Genomic DNA, 19,905 nt, shown 5'->3' with positions numbered 1-19,905 from the left:
CAATACACCGGCGTGCCCTCGCTTACCGGGGCGACCGCGCAGCCGTCGTCGTCTCCCTATCGAGGAGCCATCGCTTCAGCTCCGGCCGGCCGCCGTACTCGCCGAGCGAGCCGTCGGCGCGCACCACCCGATGGACGGGCACCACGATCGAGAAGGGGGTGCTCGCGCACGCGGTCCCGACGGCGCGCGCGGCCCGGGGCGACCCGGCGAGGATCGCCACCTCGCCGTACCCCGCCGTCTCGCCGTAGGGGATCTCGCAGACCGCCAGGAGCGCCGCGCGTGTGAAGTCGGGCAGTCCTGTCCAGTCCAGGGGCAGGTCGAACACGCGGCGCGCCCCCGAGAAGTACTCGTCGAGCTGGACGGCGCAACGGCGCGCGATCGGATCGCCGTCGTCCGGTTCGACAGGGCCGGGGAATCGTCGCGAGAGTGCGGCGAGATCGGCGTCGAGCTGTCGGACCGGGTGCGCGGAGACCAGCCGATCTCCGGCCGCGACGACGAGCACGTCGCCGACCGGCGTGGGGTGGGCGAGGAATCGCGTTGTCATGGGGTCATCCTCTCCGACGCGGCACATCGGTCGCGGGCGCGCGACGCGGCCTGGGGAGGGCGGGCGCGCACCGTTGTGCCGGGGAGGGGGAGAGTCCTCGTTCTCGATGCGACGCCCCCAATACCGCGAAACTCTGCCGGGATGCAAGAGCGATGCCCCTCACGCACATAGTGTGACTGTCGTGTGGCGAGCAGAAGGAAGCGTCGCGGTCGGTGAGCAGGTGGCCGGACCGGCGGCGACCGTGACCCCCGGCGACCTCGATCTCTCGGAGCCGGGCGTGCGGGTGACCCATGTCGCCGAGCCCGAACGGGACCGGCTTCGCCGCCAGGCCGCACGTCTCGGGGGTCGTTCGACCCTGCTGCACTTCGACGAGGGTGTCGACGCCGGCATCGAGATCACCAAGGCGCATCCCGGAAGTCTGCCCCAGTTCATCACGGGCCGATCGACCCTGCTGTCGGGCTTGTTCCGGGATGAGGTCGCGCTGAGGACCGCGCGGATGGCCGCCGAACAGATCACCGCCAAGAACGTCGAGCTCCGCACCGCGCGAGGTCTGGAGGCGGTCCACCTCGCGGTGGGACTGGCGACCTGGCGACTCGGGGGTCTGGAGTGCTCCGCGCCGGTTCTGCTGCGGCCCCTCGCGATTCGCCGCCACCACAGCGACTTCGAGTTGAAACTGCACGGTTCGTTCTCGGTCAACCCGGAGCTGGTCCGTGCGTTGCGCACCCACTTCGGGATCGACCTCGACGGCGACGCGCTCGCGGCGCTGGCCTACGACCAGGGGGTGTTCAAGCCGCAGCCGGTCATCGATCACCTGCGCGCGCTCACCGCCGGGTTCGACCAGTTCCGTGTGCAGCCGCGGTTGATCGTGTCGAGTTTCGCCGACGTCGGCGAGACGATGGCGAGGGACAGCCGTGACCTGGACCACCCGGTCTTGAATGCACTCGCCGGGCACCTCGCCGACCGTGAGACGCTCACGGCGCGGCGCGATATCCCGGCATCACCTCACCCCGACGAGCGACCGCCCGCCGCCGACACGTTGCTGCTCGATGCCGACGCCGAACAGGAGGGCGTCCTCGCCCGCATCCTGGCCGGCCAGTCGCTGGCGGTGCACACCCTGCCCGGCACAGGTGGCACGCAGACGGTCATCAACGCCGTGGGCGCGCTCGTGCGCGACGGCAAGCGTGTGCTCGTCGTGAGTGCGCGGCGTTCCACTCTGGACGGCATCCGGCACCGGCTGGCGGGGATCGGGCTGCCCGGCCTCGCCGTGGCGCCGCGTTCGTTGCGTCGCGATCTGATCCGGGCGATCGGTCGGAACGAGAAGGCCCAGCCCCCCAAGATCGCCGACATCGACGATGCCCTGGTGCGTCTTCGGGGTGTCCTGCGCGACTACCGGACCGCGCTGACCCGCACCGACGACGCGCTGAAGGTCTCCGTCCTGGACATTCTCCGCGCGCTGTCGCGTCTCGCGGCGCAGGAGGTGCCGCCCTCGACCAGCGCCCGGCTCCCGGTCGGGACGCTGCTGCGCCTCGCGCCGTCGCGTGACGCCGCGGCCGCGAAGCTGGCCGCCGCGGCCCGCCTGGGGGAGTTCCGCTTCGGACCCGACGACTCGCCGTGGTACGGCGTGTCCTTCGCGACCACGGACGACGCGCGCGCCGCCCATGCTCTGGCCGGACGCCTCCACCGCACGGATGTGCCCGCACTGCTCGAACGCGGCTACGAACTGATCGCCCAGACGCGCATGCACCCCTTCCGCACCATCGCCGATCTCGGCGAGTACCTCGCGGTGCTGCAGGGCATCCGCGACTCGCTCGACCGCTTCAGCCCGACGGTGTTCGAGCGCCCGCTCGCCGAATTGATCCAGGCGCATGCCCCCCGCCGCGATGCGCCCACGATGAGCGGTGCGAACCGTCGTCGCCTGAAGCGTCTGTCGAAGGAGTACATCCGGCCCGGAGTACACGTCCCCGACATGTACGAGGCGCTCGTGCGGATCCAGCAGCAACGCACGCAGTGGCAGCGTTTCGTCGACGCCGGCATCACGCCGGAGGTCCCCCTCGGCCTGGCCGACGTGGTCTCGGCATGGCAACGCGTCGACGCCGAACTCGCCGAGCTCGACACGGTGCTCGGGCGCGCCGGCTCGCAGGCGCTGGCGTCCCTGCCGGTCGCGGCGCTGGTACGCACCCTCGCGTCCCTCGCGGCCGAGTCGTCCTATTTCGACAATCTGGTCGAGCGGGCGACGCTGCGCACGGAGCTGGCGGAGCTCGGACTGGAGCCCCTCCTGTCCGAGCTGTCGGTCCGGCACGTCCCGGAAGAGAACGTCGGGGCCGAACTGGAGTTCGCGTGGTGGCAGTCCGCGCTCGAGCATGTGCTGCGCTCGGACCGGGCGTTGCTGGGGGCGAACACCGCGGTGGTGGATCGACTCGAACGTGACTTCCGGCTCGTCGACGAAGCCCACGCCGCCGCCTCCGGTCCGCTTCTGGCCGCACAGTTGGCCACGCAGTGGCGCATCGGCCTGGTCGATCACGCCGAGGAGGCCGATGCGCTCAAGCGCGCGCTGAGGGACTCCGTCGGTGCGTCCCAGGTGCTCGAGGCCGCACCGTCGCTCATGCGCACCCTCGCGCCGGTGTGGCTCGCTTCGCCGTACGACGTCCCGGCGATCCCGGAGACGTGCGACTTCGATGTCGTCGTCGTCGCCGACGCCGCGTCGCTCGCGTTGGCCGAGGCGGTTCCGGCCCTGCGCCGGGCGCGACAGGTGGTCGTTTTCGGCGACCCGGTGACGCAGAAGCCGACGCCCTTCCGCGTCGCGGCCGGCGCGATGTCGGAGGAGGAACAGCTGGAGGCCGAGGCCGAGGACGCCGAGCCGTTCGACAGCGTGAGCGTCTTCGAGCGCTTCGCCGAGCTCGTCCCGATCGCCACCCTCACCCGGAGCTATCGCGCCGGGGGCGAGGACCTCGCCGAACTCGTCAACGACGCGTTCTACGGAGGCGAGCTGTCTTCGCTTCCCTGGGCCGGCTCCTACCTCGGACGCGGGAGCCTCGGGGTGGACTACGTCGAAGGCGGCACCGGCGTGCCCGACCCGGTCACCGGCGCGGTGGAGAGCCCCGACGCCGAGGTCGCGCGCGTGGTCACCCTCGTCGTCGAGCACGCGGTCAACCGCGGGCAGGAGTCGTTGATGGTCGTCACGGCCAGCGCGAAGCACGCCGCGCGCGTGCGCGCCGCCGTGGAGGCCGCGTTCGCGGGGCGTTCCGATGTGGCCGACTTCGTCTCCCGCGACACGGCCGAACCGTTCGCCGTGCTCACCCTCGAGGAGTCCGTGGCAGAGAGCCGCGACCGCGTCATCTTCTCCCTCGGTTTCGGATTGACCCGTCATGGCCGCGTCCTGAGCGACTTCGGAGACTTGTCGACCCCGGACGGAGACCGGCTCCTCACGGTCGGGATGACGCGTGCACGCCGGTCGATGGTCATCGTCTCCTCCATCCGCCCGTCCTCGTTCGACGATGGCCGCCTCGAACACGGCGCGGCCACACTGATGGGCATCCTCGGGGGGCTGGCGTCACGACAGCGCGATGCGCGGCTGGAGGATCTCGCCGACCCGCTGACCCGTTCGCTCGCCCGCGAACTGCGCCGGCTCGGAGTCGCCGTCGATGTCGACTACCGGGGGCTGCTCCCGCTGGTCGCCCAGCACGACGGCAAGGCGGTCGTGGTCGAAAGCGATCCCGAGACGATCGCCGACTCGTTGCGCGAGGCGCTGCGCCTGCGACCGCAGATCCTGCGTCGTCTCGGGTGGCACTACGTGAGGGTGCACTCTTTCGACCTCTACAGCGACCCCGCCTCGGTCGCCGAACGCATCGCCGGGTTGTTGGGTGTGTCCGCCGAGGCGCCCCGCGCCGATGCCGACACCCAGCCCATCGATGTCATCGAGTGACCGTCAACGCGTCGAGAAGGTCCGCGGTTCCCGGCGTGCAAGGCTGACCGCGGCGCCGGGCACGACGGCCGAGCCTGCCGTCGCCGACGACGACGACGCGGAATCCGACGTCGGCGCCTCCGCGTCGGGGCCCAACGACGAGCGGATGCGGCGCGAGGTGCCGCCCCACTACTGAGGCGCGCGGGTCACACCTTCGGGGATTCGCCCTGCTTCTTCAGCAGGTCACGGATCTCCACGAGCAACTCGGTCTCGGTCGGCAGCGGCTCGTCGTCGGGCTCATCGGAGGCCAGGCGTGCGGCCTGACGCTCCTTGAGGCGGTTCATCGGGTGGACGAACACGAAGTACACCACCAGGGCGACGGCGAGGAAGTTGATCACCGCGGCGATGATCGCCCCGAACGCGAACGTCGCCTCGCCGCCCATGAGGGAGGGGACCGTCAGCTGAAGCGCCTCCTGCAGACTGTCGGCCCGGAAGAACAGGCTGATGAGCGGGTTGATGAGCGACTCGACGAGGACGGTCACGATCGCGGTGAATGCGGCGCCGATGACGACGGCGACCGCGAGGTCGATGACGTTGCCGCGGAGGATGAACTCCTTGAAACCCTTGATCACGGTGTCTCCTTCTGCTGAGGGTCGGCCACTCACGCGCCGGAGGCGGCCGGAGTGGAGGGGCTGTCGGACGCCGACGAGGTCGACGACGACCCGCTCTTGTCGCCGGAGGGCGTCGCCGGGACCGAGGACGAGCCCGACCGGGAGTCGGTCCGGTAGAACCCCGACCCGTTGAAGGTGACGCCGATCGACCCGTACTCCTTGCGCAGCGCCCCGCCGCACTCGGGGCAGACGGTGAGGGTGGGGTCGGAGAAGGACTGGACGGCGTCGAAGCGGTGTCCGCACTGCTTGCAGGCGTAGGCGTAGGTGGGCATGGGCGACTTTCGGATTCGGCTCAGGCCGCCGGAGGGGCGAACTCGAGGATGCGGGTGGGGGTGACCGCGCCGGTGACCGGCTGGTCGTGGAGTTCGGAGGGGACCTCGTCAAGGACCTCGGTGTCATAGACGACGGCGTACACGGGCGGGCAACCCTCCATCGAACCGATGGTCTTGTCGAAGTACCCTCGACCCCAGCCCAGCCGCATCCCGGTGCGGTCGACGGCCGCGGCGGGCACGATCATGAGGTCGACGTCGTTGACCGCGATCGGGCCGAGCAGTTCCCCGACCGGCTCGGGCAGGCCGAACAGTCCTTCCGCGATGTCGCCGTCCTCGGTCGCCACCGCCCAGTCGAGCAGTCCGTCGGCGCGGGTGACGGGAAGCAGGACGCGGATGCCCCGCGCGACGGCTCCTTCGACGAAGGCTCGGGTAGCCGGTTCGAACGGGGTGGACAGGAAGCAGGAGATCGCTGCGATGTCGCCGCGCCCCACCAGCTCGTCCAGTCGGGCGTGCAGCTGCTCGCCGGCGGATTCCGCGGCGTGCGCCGACAGGAGTTGACGACGCTCGCGCAGTTCGGCACGGAGGGCGCGCTTGGCGTCTTCGGTCGTGTCGGACATGGCTCGATTGTATGTCGCCGTCACAGACCGGACACATGCGCGCGATAGGATCTGGCCATGCCGTCACAGTCCTTCAAGGCCGTCATCCCCGCAGCCGGACTCGGAACCCGATTCCTGCCTGCGACCAAGGCGATGCCCAAAGAGATGCTCCCCGTCGTCGACAAGCCCGCCATTCAGTACGTGGTCGAGGAGGCCACGGGTGCGGGGATCGACGATGTGCTGATCATCATCGGTCGGAACAAGAACAACCTCTCCAACCACTTCGACTCGGTCCCCGAGCTCGAGGAGAAGCTGAAGGAGAAGGGTGACGAGGACAAGCTCGCGCGCGTGCAGAAATCCAGCGAGCTCGCCGACATCCACTTCGTTCGCCAGGGCGAGCCCAAGGGCCTCGGTCACGCGGTTCTGCGCTCGCGCGCCCACGTCGGCGACTCGCCCTTCGCCGTCCTGCTCGGCGATGACCTGATCGACGAGCGCGACGTGCTGCTGACGACGATGATGCAGGAGCACGAGCGCACCGGCGCGGCTGTCATCGCCCTCATGGAGGTCGACCCCGAGCACATCCACATGTACGGCGTCGCGACCGTCGAGGAGACCGAGAACGACGACGTCGTGAGGGTGAAGGGCCTCGTCGAAAAGCCCAAGCGTGAGGACGCCCCCTCGAATCTGGCCATCATCGGTCGCTACGTCCTGCCGCCGTCGGTCTTCGAGATCCTCGAGCGGACCGGCCCGGGCAAGGGTGGCGAGATCCAACTGACCGATGCGCTGCAGGAGATGGCCGCCGACCCCGACGGTCCCGGCGTGTACGGTGTCGTCTTCCGTGGTCGCCGGTACGACACCGGCGATAGGGTGGACTACATCAAGGCCATCGTGCAGCTCGCCGCGGACCGCGACGACCTCGGTCCCGACCTGCGCCCCTGGTTCAAGGAGTTCGCGGCGTCGCTGTGACGCCGCCGGTGCGGGAGGGGAGCGCATGGATCTCGCGTCTCCCCGCGCGCACGGCCCCGTCTCGATCCGGCTCATTCGGCAACGGGACGCCCGTGTGCTGCAACAGGAGTTGCTGACCAACCGCACATGGTTGCGGCCGTGGGAGGCCACGAACCCGGACGGCCCGGTGTCCTTCGACATGCGCGCGGCGGTCCGACGCCTCCTGCAGCAGTATCGCGAGGGTGGCGGTGTCCCCTTCGTCATGGAGGAGAACGGTGTCGTGGCCGGCCAGTTGAACGTGTGGGGCATCGCACGGGGATCGTTGGCATCGGCGACGATCGGCTACTGGGTCAGTGAGCGCTTCGCGGGGCGAGGGATCACGCCCACCGCGGTCGCGTTGGCCACGGACGTCTGCTTCGACGAGCTCCGGCTGCACCGCATGGAGATCTGCATCCGGCCCGAGAACATCGCGAGTCTGCGTGTGGTCGAGAAGCTCGGGTTCCGTTACGAGGGGCTGCGGCGCCGGTACATCCACATCGACGGGGACTGGCGCGACCACTATTGCTTCGCGCTGGTGGCCGAAGAGGTTCCCGACGGGGTGCTCCGGCGCTGGGTCGAAGGGCGTGCGCCGCGCGACGCTGCGGCGATCCCGCCGTCGGATCGGCTGCCCGCCTGAACGACGAGGGCGACACGCCGGAGGATGCGCTACGCGACCCCCTCGGTCGCATAGCGTGGACGCCATGGGTGGACAGGTGCTCGGCGGAGGCGTGATCGTTCTCGTCGCCGTCTTGCTGTGGCTGGTCTACCTCCTTCCCTCGTGGAACAGTCGGCGGCAGTTCGATGCGGCCGAGCGCAACGCGGTTCGCCTGAACCAGGCGCTGCGCGTGCTCGCGGAGACGAGCGAGACGCCGAAAGAGGTGCGTCTCGAGTTGACCGCACGCACCGCCGCAGCCCAGCAGAAACTCGCCCGCCGGGCGGCCGCCGAGCGTGAGCAGGCGGCACTGGAGCAGCATCGCCTCGAACTCGAGCAGGCGCGCCGGGCGCGCGCCGCTGCGCGCGCCCTTCCGGAAGCCCGACGTCGCCGTGCGCGCCGGCGCGCGCGTGCCGTGTTCACCGTCACCGGACTGGCCGCGGTCGCCGTCGCCGCGGCCGGGGCCTGGTCGGCGGCCCCCCTCCTGCTGTGGACAGGCGGAGTCGTCGCGTCCGCATGCGCACTGCTGCTGCATCGGATGTGGCGGGTCTCGCTGCGCGCGGCCTCGCGCCCGGCCGTGGCGGAGGTGGCCGCCCGTGCGCCCGCCGCGGTACAGGACGTGGCGCTGGCGCCGTCGCCGACGCCGACATGGACGCCGCGCGATCTCCCTCGTCCGCTCACGGCGTCGACCGGTTCCCAGGCGTCTCTCACACTGGACGTCGCCGACGCGCGAGCGTCCATCCGGCGCGCTGCGCTCGACGAGGCGATGCGCGCCGAGCAGGAGCGTCGTCGCCCGGTGGCCATCCCCGAACCGGCCGCACACGAGGAGCGTCCCGAGTACGCGCGCATGGGATTCGTCGACGACGCCGAGATCGAAGCGCACGTGCGCGACCTGCTCGCGCGTCGCGCTGCGGGCTGACCCGGGCGCCGTCGGGGACGGAGCGCCCCTGTTGCCCGTGGTAGTCTTGCTGAGGTTCACGGGCCTGTGGCGCAGTTGGTAGCGCGCTTCGTTCGCAATGAAGAGGTCAGGGGTTCGAATCCCCTCAGGTCCACATCGCGGAACAAACCCCCTCGATCACGTCGAGGGGGTTTGTTCATCCCGCCCACTCCTTCGCGATCGGGATGTTCGTCGTCGGCGCAGGCTTCGGTCTGCTCGCGTCACAACTGGGGAATGTGAACATGTCGGCCGTCGAGCGCGGCGACACCTCCGAGGTCGGAGGCCTGCAGGGCACATTCCAGAATCTCGGGTCGTCTTTCGGTACCGCGGTGGTCGGGTCGGTGTTCATCCTGTTGCTCGCCGGGGGTTTCACGACCGCCGTGTCCGAGAACACCGGGATCTCGGCCGAGCAGCAGGCGCAGGTGACGACAGCGATCGAGGGGGCCGTCCCGATCGTGTCCCCGGACGAGGCGGAGCGCCTCGTCCGGGAAGGCGGCGGGTCTGCGGAGGTCGCCGCGGAGGTGGCTCAGGACTATGCCGACTCGCAGATCGAAGCCCTGCAGCAGGCGATCTTCATCGTCTTCGCCCTCCTGGTGATCTCGCTGCTGCTGTCGAGGAATCTTCCCGCGAAAGTGGGGGCGGCCGCCTCGACGGACGACGGCTGAGCGTCAGGCGGGCGCGTCCGGGCGTCCGCTGGAGGCGGGTTGCGTCGCGAGTTCGCGCATGCGCGCCATGTCGGCGGCGGCCGTCTCACCGAGGTCGCCGAACATCCGGGATTCGGCGCGCAAGCCCGCCGTGATCAGTCGCAGATGGCGTGTCGCCATGACGGAGCGGGACGGCTCGGGCAGCACGGTCAGTACACCCAGTTCGGACACGATCGTCACGAGGTCGGCGGCGTTCACGTCGGCGCGGAGGGTTCCTTCTGCCTGAGCGCGGGAGACATGGGCCGCCAGGCGCGGCGCGAGGTCGGCTCCGACGGTGGAGCCCGGATCGATGTGGGCCATGCGGCGCGCGGTGGCCGGGAAAGCCGGGTGCGCGTTGTTGACGGCGATGGCGCGCTGCAGGTATCCCTCCACCGCTCCCCAGCCGTCCTCGATCGTGTCGATCTCGTCGTAGATCCGGGCGAAATACGAGTAGGAGCGGGCGTGTAGGGCGCGGATCACGTCGTCGTGGGATGAGAACCGTCGGTAGGTGGTTGCGACGCCCAGCCCCGCCTGCGTGGCGAGGTCGTGCAGCGAGAAGCTCAGACCCTGATTCTCGAACAGGACCTCGGCCGCGTCGAGGAGCTGTTCGCGGCTGCGCGCGATCTCCGGTCGGGGGGCACGAGGTGCGCTCATGGATATCGAGGGTATCCCGTCCGGCCCGGTGCCGTCCGCAGGCGCTACGCTCATCACACCCGCCTCATGGTCGCAAGGAGCAACGATGCCCGAGGGCTCTTCTCACGGGACGCATTCCCCCGACGTACGCGACATCGTCGCCGTCGTCCTGCTGTCGGCCATGGCCGTACTCACCGCATGGTGCGGGTTTCAGGCCTCCAAGTGGGGCGGGGAGATGTCGATCGCCTTCAGTCAGGCCTCGAGTGCGCGCGTGCAGGCGACGAACTTCGACGGACAGGCGCGCGATCAACGCCAGTTCGACCTGACGGTCTATGCGTCGTGGGTCGAGGCGAAGGCCGCCGGGGAGGACGAGCTCGCGGCGTTCATCGAGGAGCGCTTCCAGCCCGACTTCCGCGTCGCGTTCGACGCCTGGCAGGCGCAGGGCGCGGACGAGGGCGGCCCGTTCGTTCAGGACGAGTACGTGCCGACGGGGACGACCGAGGCGGCGGAGTACTCGGCGCGGGCCGACGAGAAGTTCGCCGAAGCGCTGGAGAGCAACCAGCGGGGGGACAACTACTCGCTGCTGACGGTTCTGTTCGCCCTCGTGCTCTTCCTCACGGCGATGTCGCAACGCAACATCGCCGCGTGGGCCTCGCGCGTCTTCCTCGGTCTCGCGATGATCGTCGGCCTCGTCGGCATCGTGATCCTGCTGACCTTCCCGATCAAGATCTGATCAGCGCTCGATCACCTGCACCGGCGCGCAGGCGCTGGCGCGCGAGGTCCTCGGCGGCCACGAGAGGGGTGACGCCGCGTTCGTCGGCCGCCGTGAACACCCGTCGCATCGTGTCGCCGACGCCGGCCACGCGTTCCATGATCTCCTCGCGCGTCCCCCGGCCCTTGGCTTCGAGGTCGAGGTAGATGACACCGCCCGCGTTGACCACGAAGTCCGGGGCGTACAGGATGCCGCGGGCGGCCAGGCGCTCGGCGCCGGAACGGTCGGCGAGAGGGTTGTTCGCCGGGCCGCAGACCGCACGCGCCGCGAGCGCGTCGATGACCGGGTCGGTGAGCACGCCGCCGATCCCGGCGGGAACGAACACGTCCGCCTCCACACGGTGCTCGCTGCCAGGCTCGACCCACTCGGCTCCGATCTGCGCCGCCAGATCGTGCTTCGCGGGGTTCACATCGGTCACCGTCAGCGACGCACCCTCGGTGGCCAGGCGCACGGCGAGGCGACTGCCGACCTGGCCGAGACCGGACACGACGATCCGTCGGCCGGCGACGTCGGCGGCGCCGACGGTGCGCTCGAGGGTGGCCCGGAGCGACTCGTAGACGCCGATGCTCGTGGGGCCGGCCGGCTCCCCCGACCCGCCGACACTGTCGGGCAGTCCGACGACGTGCGCGGTGCGTTCGCTCACGACCAGCATGTCTTCGGTGGTCGAGCCGACATCCTCGGCGGTCCGATATCGGCCCCCGAGCGACTCGACCACGTCGCCCAAGTCGAGGAAGGCGTCGCGGCGCCGCGACGCGTCGAGGTCCTCGTCGCCGGCCAGGGCGATCACGGCCTTCCCTCCGCCGGCGTCGAGACCGGCGGCGGCGTTCTTCAAGGTCATCGCCGAGGACAGTCGCAACACGTCGCCGAGCGCGTCGCTCCACTGCGCGTAGCGCCACAGACGTGCACCGCCGAGGGCGGAACCCAACGCCGAGGAATGGAGGGCGACGGCGACGAACAGGCCGCTCCGCGGGCCCGTGGTCACCTCCACGCGTTCGTGGGTGAACTCGGGCAGGGGCAGGGTGTGCGTCATCGCTCTCCTCTTTCGGCCGGCCTTGTGGGCTGTGCTCTGTGGATCCCGCGGTGTCGCGGCGTCCACGTCCCATTCTGCCGCGCCGGACCCCCCTCGGCGAGAGGGGCGGCGCTAGTCTGTCCGCATGGCAGATCTTCCGCCGCGCAGCGTCCTCGTCCGCGACTGTCTTCGGGAAGCGGGGATCGAGGGGGAGATCGTGGTCTTGCCCGAAGCCGCCTCCACGGCTGCGCTGGCCGCGGCCGCCCTCGGTGTGGAGGTGGGCGCGATCGCCAACAGTCTCGTCTTCTGGACCGACGACGGCCCGCTCCTGGTGATGACCAGCGGAGCACACCGGGTGAACACCGCCGCGCTGTCGGAGCGACTGGGTATCCCGGGGATCCGGCGCGCCGACCCCGACCAGGTGCGCGAGGCGACCGGGCAGCCGATCGGAGGTGTGGCCCCGTGCGGACACCCGCACCGACTGCGTACCGTCGTCGACCAGGACTTGGCCGAGGTCGACGAGATCTGGGCGGCGGGGGGAACACCTCACACGGTCTTCCCCCTGAGCTTCGCCGAACTCGTCCGCGTGACCGGCGGCACCGTCAGTCGCGTCGACTGACGATGCCGCCGGGGGCTCACGCGGGGTCGATCGGAAAGCGCAGTGTGGCGGCCACCGGCGCGCCGTCCGGGAGGTCGGGGCGCCGGACGGCACGCACGGTGCCTCCCGACCGCAGAACCCGCGCGGCGATCTCGTCGACGAGCGTGTACGTGCCCGGGCCCGGTTCTGCGGCCTGGGCGACCCGGCCGAACTCGTCGATCGTGCCTTCGGTGGTCTCGTCCATGTCGAAGGCGAGCGTGTCGACGGCCGCCTCGGTGGCCGCTCTCGCGGCGTCGGTGAGTTTCGACGTCGCACGAGCGTCGCTGCGCAGTGTTCCGAAATCCTCTCGCCACCGGGCCAATTCCGCGGCGTGGTGGTCGTCCAGAATGATCCGTACCTCCGCGGCCAGTCGTGCGGGGTCGCCGAGAGCCTGCGGGTGGGCCGGGATCGTCGTCTCCAGGAGCGCCCCGTGCGTGTTCACGGCCCGGTAGGCCGGCTCGAGGTCGTCCGAGGCGGCGAGCACCAGCGGTGCGCCGCGCGGGATGCGTGCGGTGACGGCGTCCTGGGCGATTCGGGCGTAGCGTTCCCGCTCTGGCTGGTCTCCCGTGCGCCCGTCGGCGCGTCGGCGATCGAAGCGTCCGCCGGTGGTGGTCTTCTCCAAGGCGAGGCGGTGATCTTCGGGGAGGTCGAGGGCCAGCTCGGCAGGTCGATGATCCGGTCCGAACTCGAACAGTCTTGTCTGTCCCTCGTCGATGAGCACGATGTAGGCGCGGTAGTCGAAGGCCACGGCGCGCAGGAGTGCACCGGTGTCGAAGCGGTCGCCTACGGACACGTGCGTGATCAGGTGGTTCGCGATCCGGAACGTCTCCAGCCGGTCGGTCGAGGCGAACACGATGAGGGAACGTGATTGGTGATCCCAGAACTCCGGGTCCTCGAGCAGTCCGCGAAGTCGGGCGATGACGGCGTCCAAGGCCTCGCGCGCGATGTCCGTCGCCGACAGCTCGCGATGTGCGGAGTCGATCGCGTTGCGCAACGCGATGCGGACGCGCTCGTGGTCGGCGGGCATCGGCGAGGACTCGAGGGCGATGCTCACGCTCGCGGGATCCCGGTGGTCCATCAGGTCGAGCAGGTCTCGGGCGTCGGGGATGTCTGCGGGCAACATGTCGCCACGGTACGCAGAGTCACCCGACCCGAGGCAGGGGGTTGCGACGTGGACGAGCCCGCGTTAGGTCACCGTGGCGTGAGGTGATCCCAGGAGGTGGGCTCGATCGCGTCGACGAGCGACCAGTCGTCGGTCTCCCATGCGAAGGTGGCGATCGCGGACGTCGGCATCCGATCGATGCGTCCGCGGGACAGACGACCCGCGAGGTCGGTCATACCGGGATCGTGGGCCACGATCATCACGTCGTCCGCGCCGGAAGAGGTCGCGGCGGACAGCAGCTCGTCGGCGGATGCGCCGTAGAGGTCCTGTCGTGCGTCGACCGGCAGCCCGAGGGCGTCACCGAAGACGCGCGCCGTCGTGAGGGCCCGCACCGCGGTGCTCGACAGCAGGACGGCGGGATGGACATCGGCTTCGGTGAGGCGGGCGGCCATGAGGGGGGCGTCGCGTTCGCCTCGACGGTTGAGGGGACGATCGTGGTCGGACAGCGCGCCGTCGGACCAGTCCGACTTGGCGTGGCGGGCGATGGTGAGGCGGATCATCGTGTCCTTCTGCTCGCTGCGGGGTGGGGCGGTCGCCCGGTCCTCGGGTCTCTGTGCGCGGCGTCACGCCGTGACGTAGACCCAGGCGGTTCGGCCCGTGCCGAGGGTGGCGGAGACTCGACGATACCGGGCCATCTCGAACTCGTCGGCGGCGTCCATCTCGGCCTCTGTCACGTGCAACACGACGCCGGTGACCTTGTCTCGAGGGTCTCCGGTCGCGCGCACGACGGGGAGGATGTGGTGTCGAGGGGATCCGGGGACGCGGTCGTCGTCGATCTCCGCGTAGTCGGCGGTGTATCCGGGCAGCACGTCCTCATCCGACTCGACGACGTGTCCGAACGTGTCGAGCTGCACCTCGCGGAGCTGGAGGGTTCCGTAGCTGAACAGCAGATGCCGGGCGCTCACGCGGTCAGCGTATCGGCACTCACCCCAACACCGCGTGGGCGATCGTGTGGATCAGCAGCCCTGCGAGGGCCCCGATCACCGTTCCGTTGAGCCGGATGTACTGGAGGTCGCGTCCGACCATCAGCTCGATCTTGCGTGTCGTATCCTCGGCGTCCCACCGTTCGACGGTCTCGGTGATGACCGACGCGATGTCGTGGCGATGCCGCTCGACGACGAATACGACCGCATCGGTCACCCAGGAATCGACCCGTCGTTGGAGGGCGTCGTCGGTGCGCAGACGTGCGCCGATCCCGCCGAGCGTCTCGGTCGCGCGGTGTCGCAGATCGCTGTCCTCGTCGGCGAGTGCGGCCAGCAGGCCGGCTTTCGCCGTGCCCCACGCGTCGGCCGCGAGCGAACGGATCCGCGGGCTGTCGAACAGGGACGACTTGGCATCTTCCAGTCGACCGATCGTCGCGGGATCGCTCTGGAGGTTCTCCGCCAGCCTCGACAGGTAACCATCGATCGCGTGACGGGCCTGGTGGTCCGGGTCGGCACGCACCTTGTCCACGAACGCGACCGCCTCGTTGTAGACGGTGTCATCGACCAGGCGGAGGGCCACACGCGGCACCCAGGACGGCAGGCGGCGAGAGACGAGCCCCGCGAAGGAGGCCCGGTTGGCGTGGAGCCAGGCCGAGACGGTGTCGATCGCCAGATCGACGGCCGGACGGTGCGAATCGGAGTCCACGACGCGTTCGAGTCGTTCTCCCAGCGGCGGGCCCCAGTCGGGCTCGATGAGGTGTTCGCGTGCGAGCGACTCGATGACATCCCGCACATCGTCGTCGCTCAGGGCGCGAAGCACACCGGCCGCAGCGGCGGCTGCCTCCGCGGCCACACGTCGCGCATTGTCGGGGTCGTCGAGCCATTCGCCGACGCGGGCGGCGATGGGCGTCGATTCGAGCTTGTCACGCACGACGTCGGCACGCAGGAACTCCGTCTCGACGAACTCGCCGAGGTTCCGGCCGATCTCGTCCTTCCGCCGCGGGATGATCGCGGTATGCGGGATGGGGATCCCCATCGGGTGACGGAAGAGTGCGGTGACTGCGAACCAGTCCGCGAGGGCGCCGACCATGCCGCCTTCCGCCGCAGCACGCACGTATGCCATCGCTGGAATGTCGGCTTGGAGAGGGAAGGCGATGGCGAACAGCACCGCCATCGCCAACAGCGCGCCCAACGCCACCGCCTTCATCCGCCGCAATCCGGCGAGGCGGACGCGGTCGGCGCCACTCAACGGCGCGGTGCGGGCGGTGGGCACGTCAGTCCTCGACCGGGCCGAGCCATGCCGCCGCGACCGCCGCGTGCGCCGACTCCGGGTCCGACGGGTGGAACAGACCCGCTTGCACGTCCCGCGACAGACGGGACAGTTCGGACCCGGAGAAGTAGGAGGAGCCGCCGGCGACGAGCATCGCCTCGTCCACGATCCGCTTGGCGGAGCTCACCGCGCGGTGTTTGACCCCGGCCAGCAGGCTGAACCAGCGCGCGCCGTGGTCGACTCGCGCGTCGACATCGGAGGCCAGTGCGGCGATCTGCGGGGGAAGGGCGTCGTAGGTCAGCGCCATCTCGGCGACGCGCCACCGGATGTCCGGGTCTTGCGCGAGGGTGCGGCCCGATCTCTTCGATGTCCGTGCGTGGGCGGATGCCACGGCGACCTCGACGGCCCGACCGGCGATGCCGGTGTACACCGAGGCGAGGAGGATCTCGAACACACTGAAGATGCCGAACAGCATCGGATCGGGGCTCGGGCCGAGGGGGAGACGCCTGACGACCCTGTCGGCGGGCGCGAGCGCGCCCGCGAGGGTCGTCGTCCGCGACTGCGTGGCCCGCATGCCCAGCGTGTCCCAATCGTCGGCGATGATCACCCTGCGCGCCTCCTCCTCCGAACGGGGGACGAAGGCGAACACGATCCGCGGCGCGTCGGGCGAGGTCGTGTCCAGACCGTGCAGGCCCAGCTGGGTCCAGGCCGGAGCGAGCGAGGTGAAGATCTTCCTTCCGGTGAACGCATAGCCGTCCCCGGGTGTCGGTACGGCCGCGGTGTCGCTGCCGAACAGCACCAGGTCGTTCCCGGCCTCACTGATGCCGAACGCGAACACCTCGCCGGCCGCCGCACCCTCCTGGACGAAGCGCAGCGCGTCCACGCCCCGGTCGGCGGCGACCTTCGCCACGCCGGTCCACACGAGGTGCATGTTCACCGCCAGCGCGGTCGCCGGGGCCGCGCCGGCCAGCCTTTGTTGCAGGCGGGCGGCCTGGGCGAGTGAGAGTCCGGCCCCGCCCAGATCCTCGGGGACGAGCGCGGTGAGGTAGCCCGCTGCGCGCAGATCGTCGAGGTCGTCGTGGGGGAAGGAATTCTCGCGATCGTGGGTCGCGGCGCGGGATCGGATGCGCTCCAGCAGGGCGTCGTCGAGATGATCCGAGGGGTCGAACGCGTCGCAGGCCATGCCGCCATTCTGCCTTCCCCGCTCGGGTGGAGGCGTTCTGACTCGATCCGCGGGCTCGGGTAGGTCATGATGATCGCATGTCCCGTCTCACGCAGCTGCTGATTCCGGACTCCCAACGGCAGACCATGCCCGACCTCCTGCAGGCGGTCGACCTGCGACGCGGCGATGCACTGGCCAAACGCAGCGGCTTTCTCATCATGCTCGTGCTCTCGGGGGTCATCGCGGTCGCCGGCGTGCTCGCCGACTCGACGGCCACGGTCATCGGGGCGATGATCATCGCGCCGCTGGGTACACCGATCCTGGGGATCGCCGCGGGTATCGTCACCGGGCATCGCGGGCTCGTGGCCCGTTCCTTCCTCTGGGTGCTGGGCGGCCTGGCGATCGTCGTGACGATCGGCTGGATCCTCTCCGCGTTCATCGCCGGTCCCGCACAGATCGATGGCAACTCCCAGATCGTCGGACGCACATCGCCCGGTCTTCTGGACCTCGTCGCGGCGCTGGCGACCGGGACCGCCGGGGCCTTCGCGATGACCCGCCGCGACCTCAGCGCCGTGTTGCCCGGCGTGGCGATCGCGATCTCCCTCGTCCCACCCCTCGGCGTCGTCGGGGTGTGTGCGGGGCAGGGCGCATGGGACGAGGCGTTCGGTGCCCTCGTGTTGTTTGCCTCCAACGTCGTCTCGCTCGTCATCGCCGGCAGCGTCGTGTTCACCCTCGCCGGGTACGCGCGGGAGCCGGGCGCATCACGCACGGCGAACCGCCGCCGGGCGTACGCGGTGGTCGCCGTGCTGTCGGTGATCATCGTCGTGCCGCTCGTGGTCAACACCGCGGTCGCGCTGGTGGTCACGCACTGGACCACGGCGATCAGGGCGGCGACGGTGGACTGGCTCGCCGACGACGACGACTCCCGCGTGAACGGGATCACCTGGACGGTGACGACGGCGACGGTGGATGTGTCCACCGAGGACGGTGACATCCCGCCGCTCGAGCCGTTGCGTGAGGACTTGGAGGCGCAACTGCCGTCGTTCATCGAGGTCGACGTGATCGCCTCGCCCGCCGTCGAGTACGTCGTCCTTCCGCGGTGACGGCCCCGACGGAGGTCGGCGCACGGAACAATGGCGCCATGATCTCCACCGAGATGGCCGCGATGCTGCGTGCGGCGGGCCTGGTCTGGCTCCCCGCGTCGGGCGACCGGTTCCAGCTCGACGAGCCGGAATTCGACGCCGACGTCTTCACCGTCAGCGAGATGACCGTCGAACCGAGGGAGTATCCGACCGGACGCATCCTCGCCTTCAACGGCACCACCGAGTGGGCGCTGGACGCGGTGGCGATCGAGGACGCGCTCTGGCTGCCCCACGAAGCACAGCTTCGCGAGATGCTGCGCGGGACGTTCCGTTGTCTGCGGAGGTTGCCCGACACGCACCAGGTGGAGTTGCACGTCGCGGGGGAGGAGTTCGTCTTCGAGCATCCCGAACCCGCCGACGCGTACGCGCTCGCCGTGCGGGAGTTGTTGCGCCGCGTGGCGTGAACCGGGCTCAGAGGATCGTCGAAACCGGTTCGGTGTCCGGGATGGGGGACGCGTCGCGACCGCGGAGGTCGGGGAAGCCGCGGACGAAGACGACGGCGACGACCACCCCGACGACCGCGAAAGCCGTCGCGGCGAGGTAGGCGCCTTGGGGACCGACCCCGTCGATGAGGAATCCGGCGACGGCCGACCCGGCTGCGGCGCCGATCAGCTGACCGGTGCCGATCCAGCCGTAGGCCTCGGCGGTCTCGCTGAACTTCACGCTGATCGAGGTCATCGCGAACATGACGGCGAAGGCGGGGGCGATGCCGGCTCCGGCGATCAGGAGCGTGCCGCCCAGCCACCAGACGTTCAGGGAGGCCATCGCGAGCGCCAGACCCGCCGCGACGATGGCCAGTCGGCGTGCCATGGCCCATCGGCCGATGGGGAGGTGCCCGAATCCGAGCCCGCCGGCGAGGCTCCCGATCGCGAACACGGCCAGCACGAGCCCGGCTTCGAGGCCGCTGTGCCCGAAGGTGGCGACCACGCCGGCCTCGACCGCGGCGCACGCGCCGATGAGGAGGAAACCCGAGACGGTCGCGAGGACCACCGGTGGTTTGGCGAGGACGAGACCGAGGCGTCGGCGGCTGCGCGGGATGCGCACGCGGCCGAGTTCGGGGGAGGAGATGAACCAGGCTCCGCCCCCCACGAGGATCGCGACCACCAGCAGCAGCCCCTCGACGGTGCCCACCTGCGTCGAGACGAAGGTGATGACCACCGGCGCGAGGATCCAGATGATCTCTTGGAGCGACGCATCCAGCGAGAACAACGGGGTCAGCTGACGGGAGTTGACCATCTTGGGGTAGATCGTGCGTACGGCGGACTGGACCGGCGGTGTCGCGAGGCCGGAGACGAGGCCGAGGGCCATGTAGGCCGGCACGGTCATCTCGACCAGCGCGATCGTCGCGATCGAGCACGCGCAGACGATGAGGGTGAGGGTGAGCACCTTCCGCATGCCCCACGCGCCCATCCACCGACTCGTGACCGGTCCGGCGATGCCCTGGCCGACCGAGGCGGCCGCGAGCACGAGCCCGGCCGCACCGTAGGAATCGGTCACCTGCTCGACGTGCAACAGCAGCGCGAGGCTCGCCATGCCGTTGGGGAACCGCGCCGTCAGCTGGGCGGCGATGATGCGACCCACCCCGGGTGTGCGCAACAGTTCCCGATATCCCGCCACGGATCAAAGATACGCGGTGCGGGACGGGCCCCGCCGTGTCCGCCCGGGCGGCCGTCTCGCGACACGCCGACGACGTTCTCCACAGGGTGTGGGATGTCGGAGGCCGCCTCTACCGTGCGTTCTGTGGAGAGGTATCCGGCGGCGCTGCGCGAGCCGCGGGATTCAGCGGATCCGACCGCCTCGCGCGACGTGCGTGCCTGTGGATGAATCGGTGGAGAACCTGTGGTGGAGGTGTTGACGGTGGTGGAAAATCACACGGATGTAACTACTATCCCTTGTGGTGCTATCCAATGTCGGTACCCATATGTAGTATTGAGGTCCCGGTGGGGCGCCGCCGG

General features: G+C 70.1%; 22 protein-coding genes and 1 tRNA gene. 11 read left to right on the top strand and 12 right to left on the bottom strand.

The features are described 5' to 3' along the window. Positions 1 to 22: 22 nt before the first annotated feature. Positions 23 to 544: a methylated-DNA--[protein]-cysteine S-methyltransferase gene (locus tag ABD204_RS00190; RefSeq protein WP_194422731.1), complete on the bottom strand. Its 522-nt coding sequence runs from the start codon at positions 542 to 544 to the stop codon at positions 23 to 25. A gap of 181 nt (positions 545 to 725) precedes the next feature. Here ABD204_RS00190 and ABD204_RS00185 point away from each other — a divergent pair, with 181 nt between their 5' ends. Next, positions 726 to 4,466: an AAA family ATPase gene (locus ABD204_RS00185; RefSeq protein ID WP_241747741.1), complete on the top strand. Its 3,741-nt coding sequence runs from the start codon at positions 726 to 728 to the stop codon at positions 4,464 to 4,466. After that, positions 4,453 to 4,641, top strand: coding sequence for a hypothetical protein (locus ABD204_RS00180; protein WP_194422730.1), 189 nt, complete (start codon positions 4,453 to 4,455; stop codon positions 4,639 to 4,641). The genes ABD204_RS00185 and ABD204_RS00180 overlap by 14 nt, the downstream gene beginning before the upstream one ends. A 10-nt stretch (positions 4,642 to 4,651) precedes the next feature. Here ABD204_RS00180 and mscL read toward each other — a convergent pair whose 3' ends face one another. Genes mscL through ABD204_RS00165 form a run of 3 tightly spaced genes read right to left on the bottom strand, consistent with a single transcriptional unit; the run spans position 4,652 to position 6,005 of the window. After that, on the bottom strand, positions 4,652 to 5,077 hold the full coding sequence (gene mscL, locus ABD204_RS00175) for a large conductance mechanosensitive channel protein MscL (RefSeq protein ID WP_194422729.1): 426 nt from the start codon (positions 5,075 to 5,077) through the stop codon (positions 4,652 to 4,654). Positions 5,078 to 5,106: 29 nt separating this feature from the next. Continuing rightward, entirely contained in the window at positions 5,107 to 5,388 is a 282-nt protein-coding gene (locus ABD204_RS00170) for an FmdB family zinc ribbon protein (RefSeq protein ID WP_194422728.1), read from the bottom strand. Positions 5,389 to 5,408: 20 nt separating this feature from the next. After that, positions 5,409 to 6,005, bottom strand: a complete 597-nt coding sequence (locus ABD204_RS00165) for a 5-formyltetrahydrofolate cyclo-ligase (protein WP_194422727.1) — start codon at positions 6,003 to 6,005, stop codon at positions 5,409 to 5,411. A gap of 57 nt (positions 6,006 to 6,062) precedes the next feature. Here ABD204_RS00165 and galU point away from each other — a divergent pair, with 57 nt between their 5' ends. The 5 genes from galU to ABD204_RS00140 all read left to right on the top strand — a co-directional run bounded on the left by galU (position 6,063) and on the right by ABD204_RS00140 (position 9,222). Then, the gene (galU, locus tag ABD204_RS00160) at positions 6,063 to 6,950 is read left to right on the top strand and encodes a UTP--glucose-1-phosphate uridylyltransferase GalU (RefSeq protein ID WP_194422726.1); all 888 of its coding nucleotides are present in this window, start codon (positions 6,063 to 6,065) and stop codon (positions 6,948 to 6,950) included. Positions 6,951 to 6,975: 25 nt separating this feature from the next. Beyond that, complete coding sequence (locus ABD204_RS00155) at positions 6,976 to 7,605, top strand: GNAT family N-acetyltransferase (RefSeq protein WP_194422725.1); 630 nt, start codon at positions 6,976 to 6,978, stop codon at positions 7,603 to 7,605. A gap of 64 nt (positions 7,606 to 7,669) precedes the next feature. Next, positions 7,670 to 8,539 carry a large exoprotein gene (locus tag ABD204_RS00150; RefSeq protein ID WP_194422724.1) on the top strand — a complete coding sequence of 290 codons (870 nt, stop codon included), beginning with the start codon at positions 7,670 to 7,672 and terminating at the stop codon, positions 8,537 to 8,539. A 60-nt stretch (positions 8,540 to 8,599) separates the two neighbouring features. Next, positions 8,600 to 8,672, top strand: a tRNA-Ala gene (locus ABD204_RS00145). Between the two features lie 70 nt (positions 8,673 to 8,742). After that, positions 8,743 to 9,222, top strand: a complete 480-nt coding sequence (locus ABD204_RS00140) for an MFS transporter (RefSeq protein WP_194422723.1) — start codon at positions 8,743 to 8,745, stop codon at positions 9,220 to 9,222. Between the two features lie 3 nt (positions 9,223 to 9,225). Here ABD204_RS00140 and ABD204_RS00135 read toward each other — a convergent pair whose 3' ends face one another. Beyond that, positions 9,226 to 9,894 (bottom strand): TetR/AcrR family transcriptional regulator, encoded by a 669-nt coding sequence (locus tag ABD204_RS00135; RefSeq protein ID WP_194422722.1) that lies wholly within the window; start codon positions 9,892 to 9,894, stop codon positions 9,226 to 9,228. 85 nt (positions 9,895 to 9,979) lie between these two features. Here ABD204_RS00135 and ABD204_RS00130 point away from each other — a divergent pair, with 85 nt between their 5' ends. Next, entirely contained in the window at positions 9,980 to 10,606 is a 627-nt protein-coding gene (locus ABD204_RS00130; protein ID WP_194422721.1) for a hypothetical protein, read from the top strand. Here the strand turns inward: ABD204_RS00130 and ABD204_RS00125 are convergent. Next, a complete protein-coding gene (locus ABD204_RS00125) occupies positions 10,596 to 11,675 on the bottom strand; it encodes a Glu/Leu/Phe/Val dehydrogenase family protein (RefSeq protein WP_194422720.1) in 1,080 nt (359 codons plus the stop codon). The two genes, ABD204_RS00130 and ABD204_RS00125, sit on opposite strands and share 11 nt — an antisense overlap. Before the next feature lie 124 nt (positions 11,676 to 11,799). Here ABD204_RS00125 and ABD204_RS00120 point away from each other — a divergent pair, with 124 nt between their 5' ends. After that, positions 11,800 to 12,273 carry a YbaK/EbsC family protein gene (locus tag ABD204_RS00120; RefSeq protein ID WP_194422719.1) on the top strand — a complete coding sequence of 158 codons (474 nt, stop codon included), beginning with the start codon at positions 11,800 to 11,802 and terminating at the stop codon, positions 12,271 to 12,273. Positions 12,274 to 12,289: 16 nt separating this feature from the next. On the opposite strand, the gene ABD204_RS00115 is transcribed toward ABD204_RS00120, so the two are convergent. The 5 genes from ABD204_RS00115 to ABD204_RS00095 form a co-directional block, all read right to left on the bottom strand. Next, complete coding sequence (locus ABD204_RS00115) at positions 12,290 to 13,414, bottom strand: baeRF11 domain-containing protein (RefSeq protein WP_194422718.1); 1,125 nt, start codon at positions 13,412 to 13,414, stop codon at positions 12,290 to 12,292. A 68-nt stretch (positions 13,415 to 13,482) separates the two neighbouring features. Continuing rightward, positions 13,483 to 13,953 carry a SixA phosphatase family protein gene (locus tag ABD204_RS00110; RefSeq protein ID WP_194422717.1) on the bottom strand — a complete coding sequence of 157 codons (471 nt, stop codon included), beginning with the start codon at positions 13,951 to 13,953 and terminating at the stop codon, positions 13,483 to 13,485. A 63-nt stretch (positions 13,954 to 14,016) separates the two neighbouring features. Next, on the bottom strand, positions 14,017 to 14,358 hold the full coding sequence (locus tag ABD204_RS00105) for a gamma-glutamylcyclotransferase family protein (RefSeq protein WP_194422716.1): 342 nt from the start codon (positions 14,356 to 14,358) through the stop codon (positions 14,017 to 14,019). 19 nt (positions 14,359 to 14,377) lie between these two features. Further along, positions 14,378 to 15,583: a DUF445 domain-containing protein gene (locus ABD204_RS00100; protein WP_194424146.1), complete on the bottom strand. Its 1,206-nt coding sequence runs from the start codon at positions 15,581 to 15,583 to the stop codon at positions 14,378 to 14,380. Positions 15,584 to 15,650: 67 nt separating this feature from the next. After that, positions 15,651 to 16,829, bottom strand: a complete 1,179-nt coding sequence (locus ABD204_RS00095) for an acyl-CoA dehydrogenase family protein (protein WP_194422715.1) — start codon at positions 16,827 to 16,829, stop codon at positions 15,651 to 15,653. Between the two features lie 77 nt (positions 16,830 to 16,906). Here ABD204_RS00095 and ABD204_RS00090 point away from each other — a divergent pair, with 77 nt between their 5' ends. Together ABD204_RS00090 and ABD204_RS00085 are read left to right on the top strand one after the other, a co-directional pair. Beyond that, positions 16,907 to 17,911 (top strand): TIGR00341 family protein, encoded by a 1,005-nt coding sequence (locus tag ABD204_RS00090; RefSeq protein WP_194422714.1) that lies wholly within the window; start codon positions 16,907 to 16,909, stop codon positions 17,909 to 17,911. A gap of 38 nt (positions 17,912 to 17,949) precedes the next feature. Next, a complete protein-coding gene (locus ABD204_RS00085; RefSeq protein WP_194422713.1) occupies positions 17,950 to 18,354 on the top strand; it encodes a pilus assembly protein CpaE in 405 nt (134 codons plus the stop codon). Between the two features lie 7 nt (positions 18,355 to 18,361). Here the strand turns inward: ABD204_RS00085 and ABD204_RS00080 are convergent, their stop codons facing one another. After that, complete coding sequence (locus ABD204_RS00080; protein ID WP_194422712.1) at positions 18,362 to 19,567, bottom strand: MFS transporter; 1,206 nt, start codon at positions 19,565 to 19,567, stop codon at positions 18,362 to 18,364. Positions 19,568 to 19,905 lie beyond the last annotated feature (338 nt).

Source organism: Microbacterium aquimaris, from assembly GCF_039531285.1.
GTDB classification, from domain to species: Bacteria; Actinomycetota; Actinomycetes; order Actinomycetales; family Microbacteriaceae; genus Microbacterium; species Microbacterium aquimaris.
The sequence above is the reverse complement of the archived record's forward strand: the minus strand, read 5'-3'. Positions and strand labels throughout refer to the sequence as shown.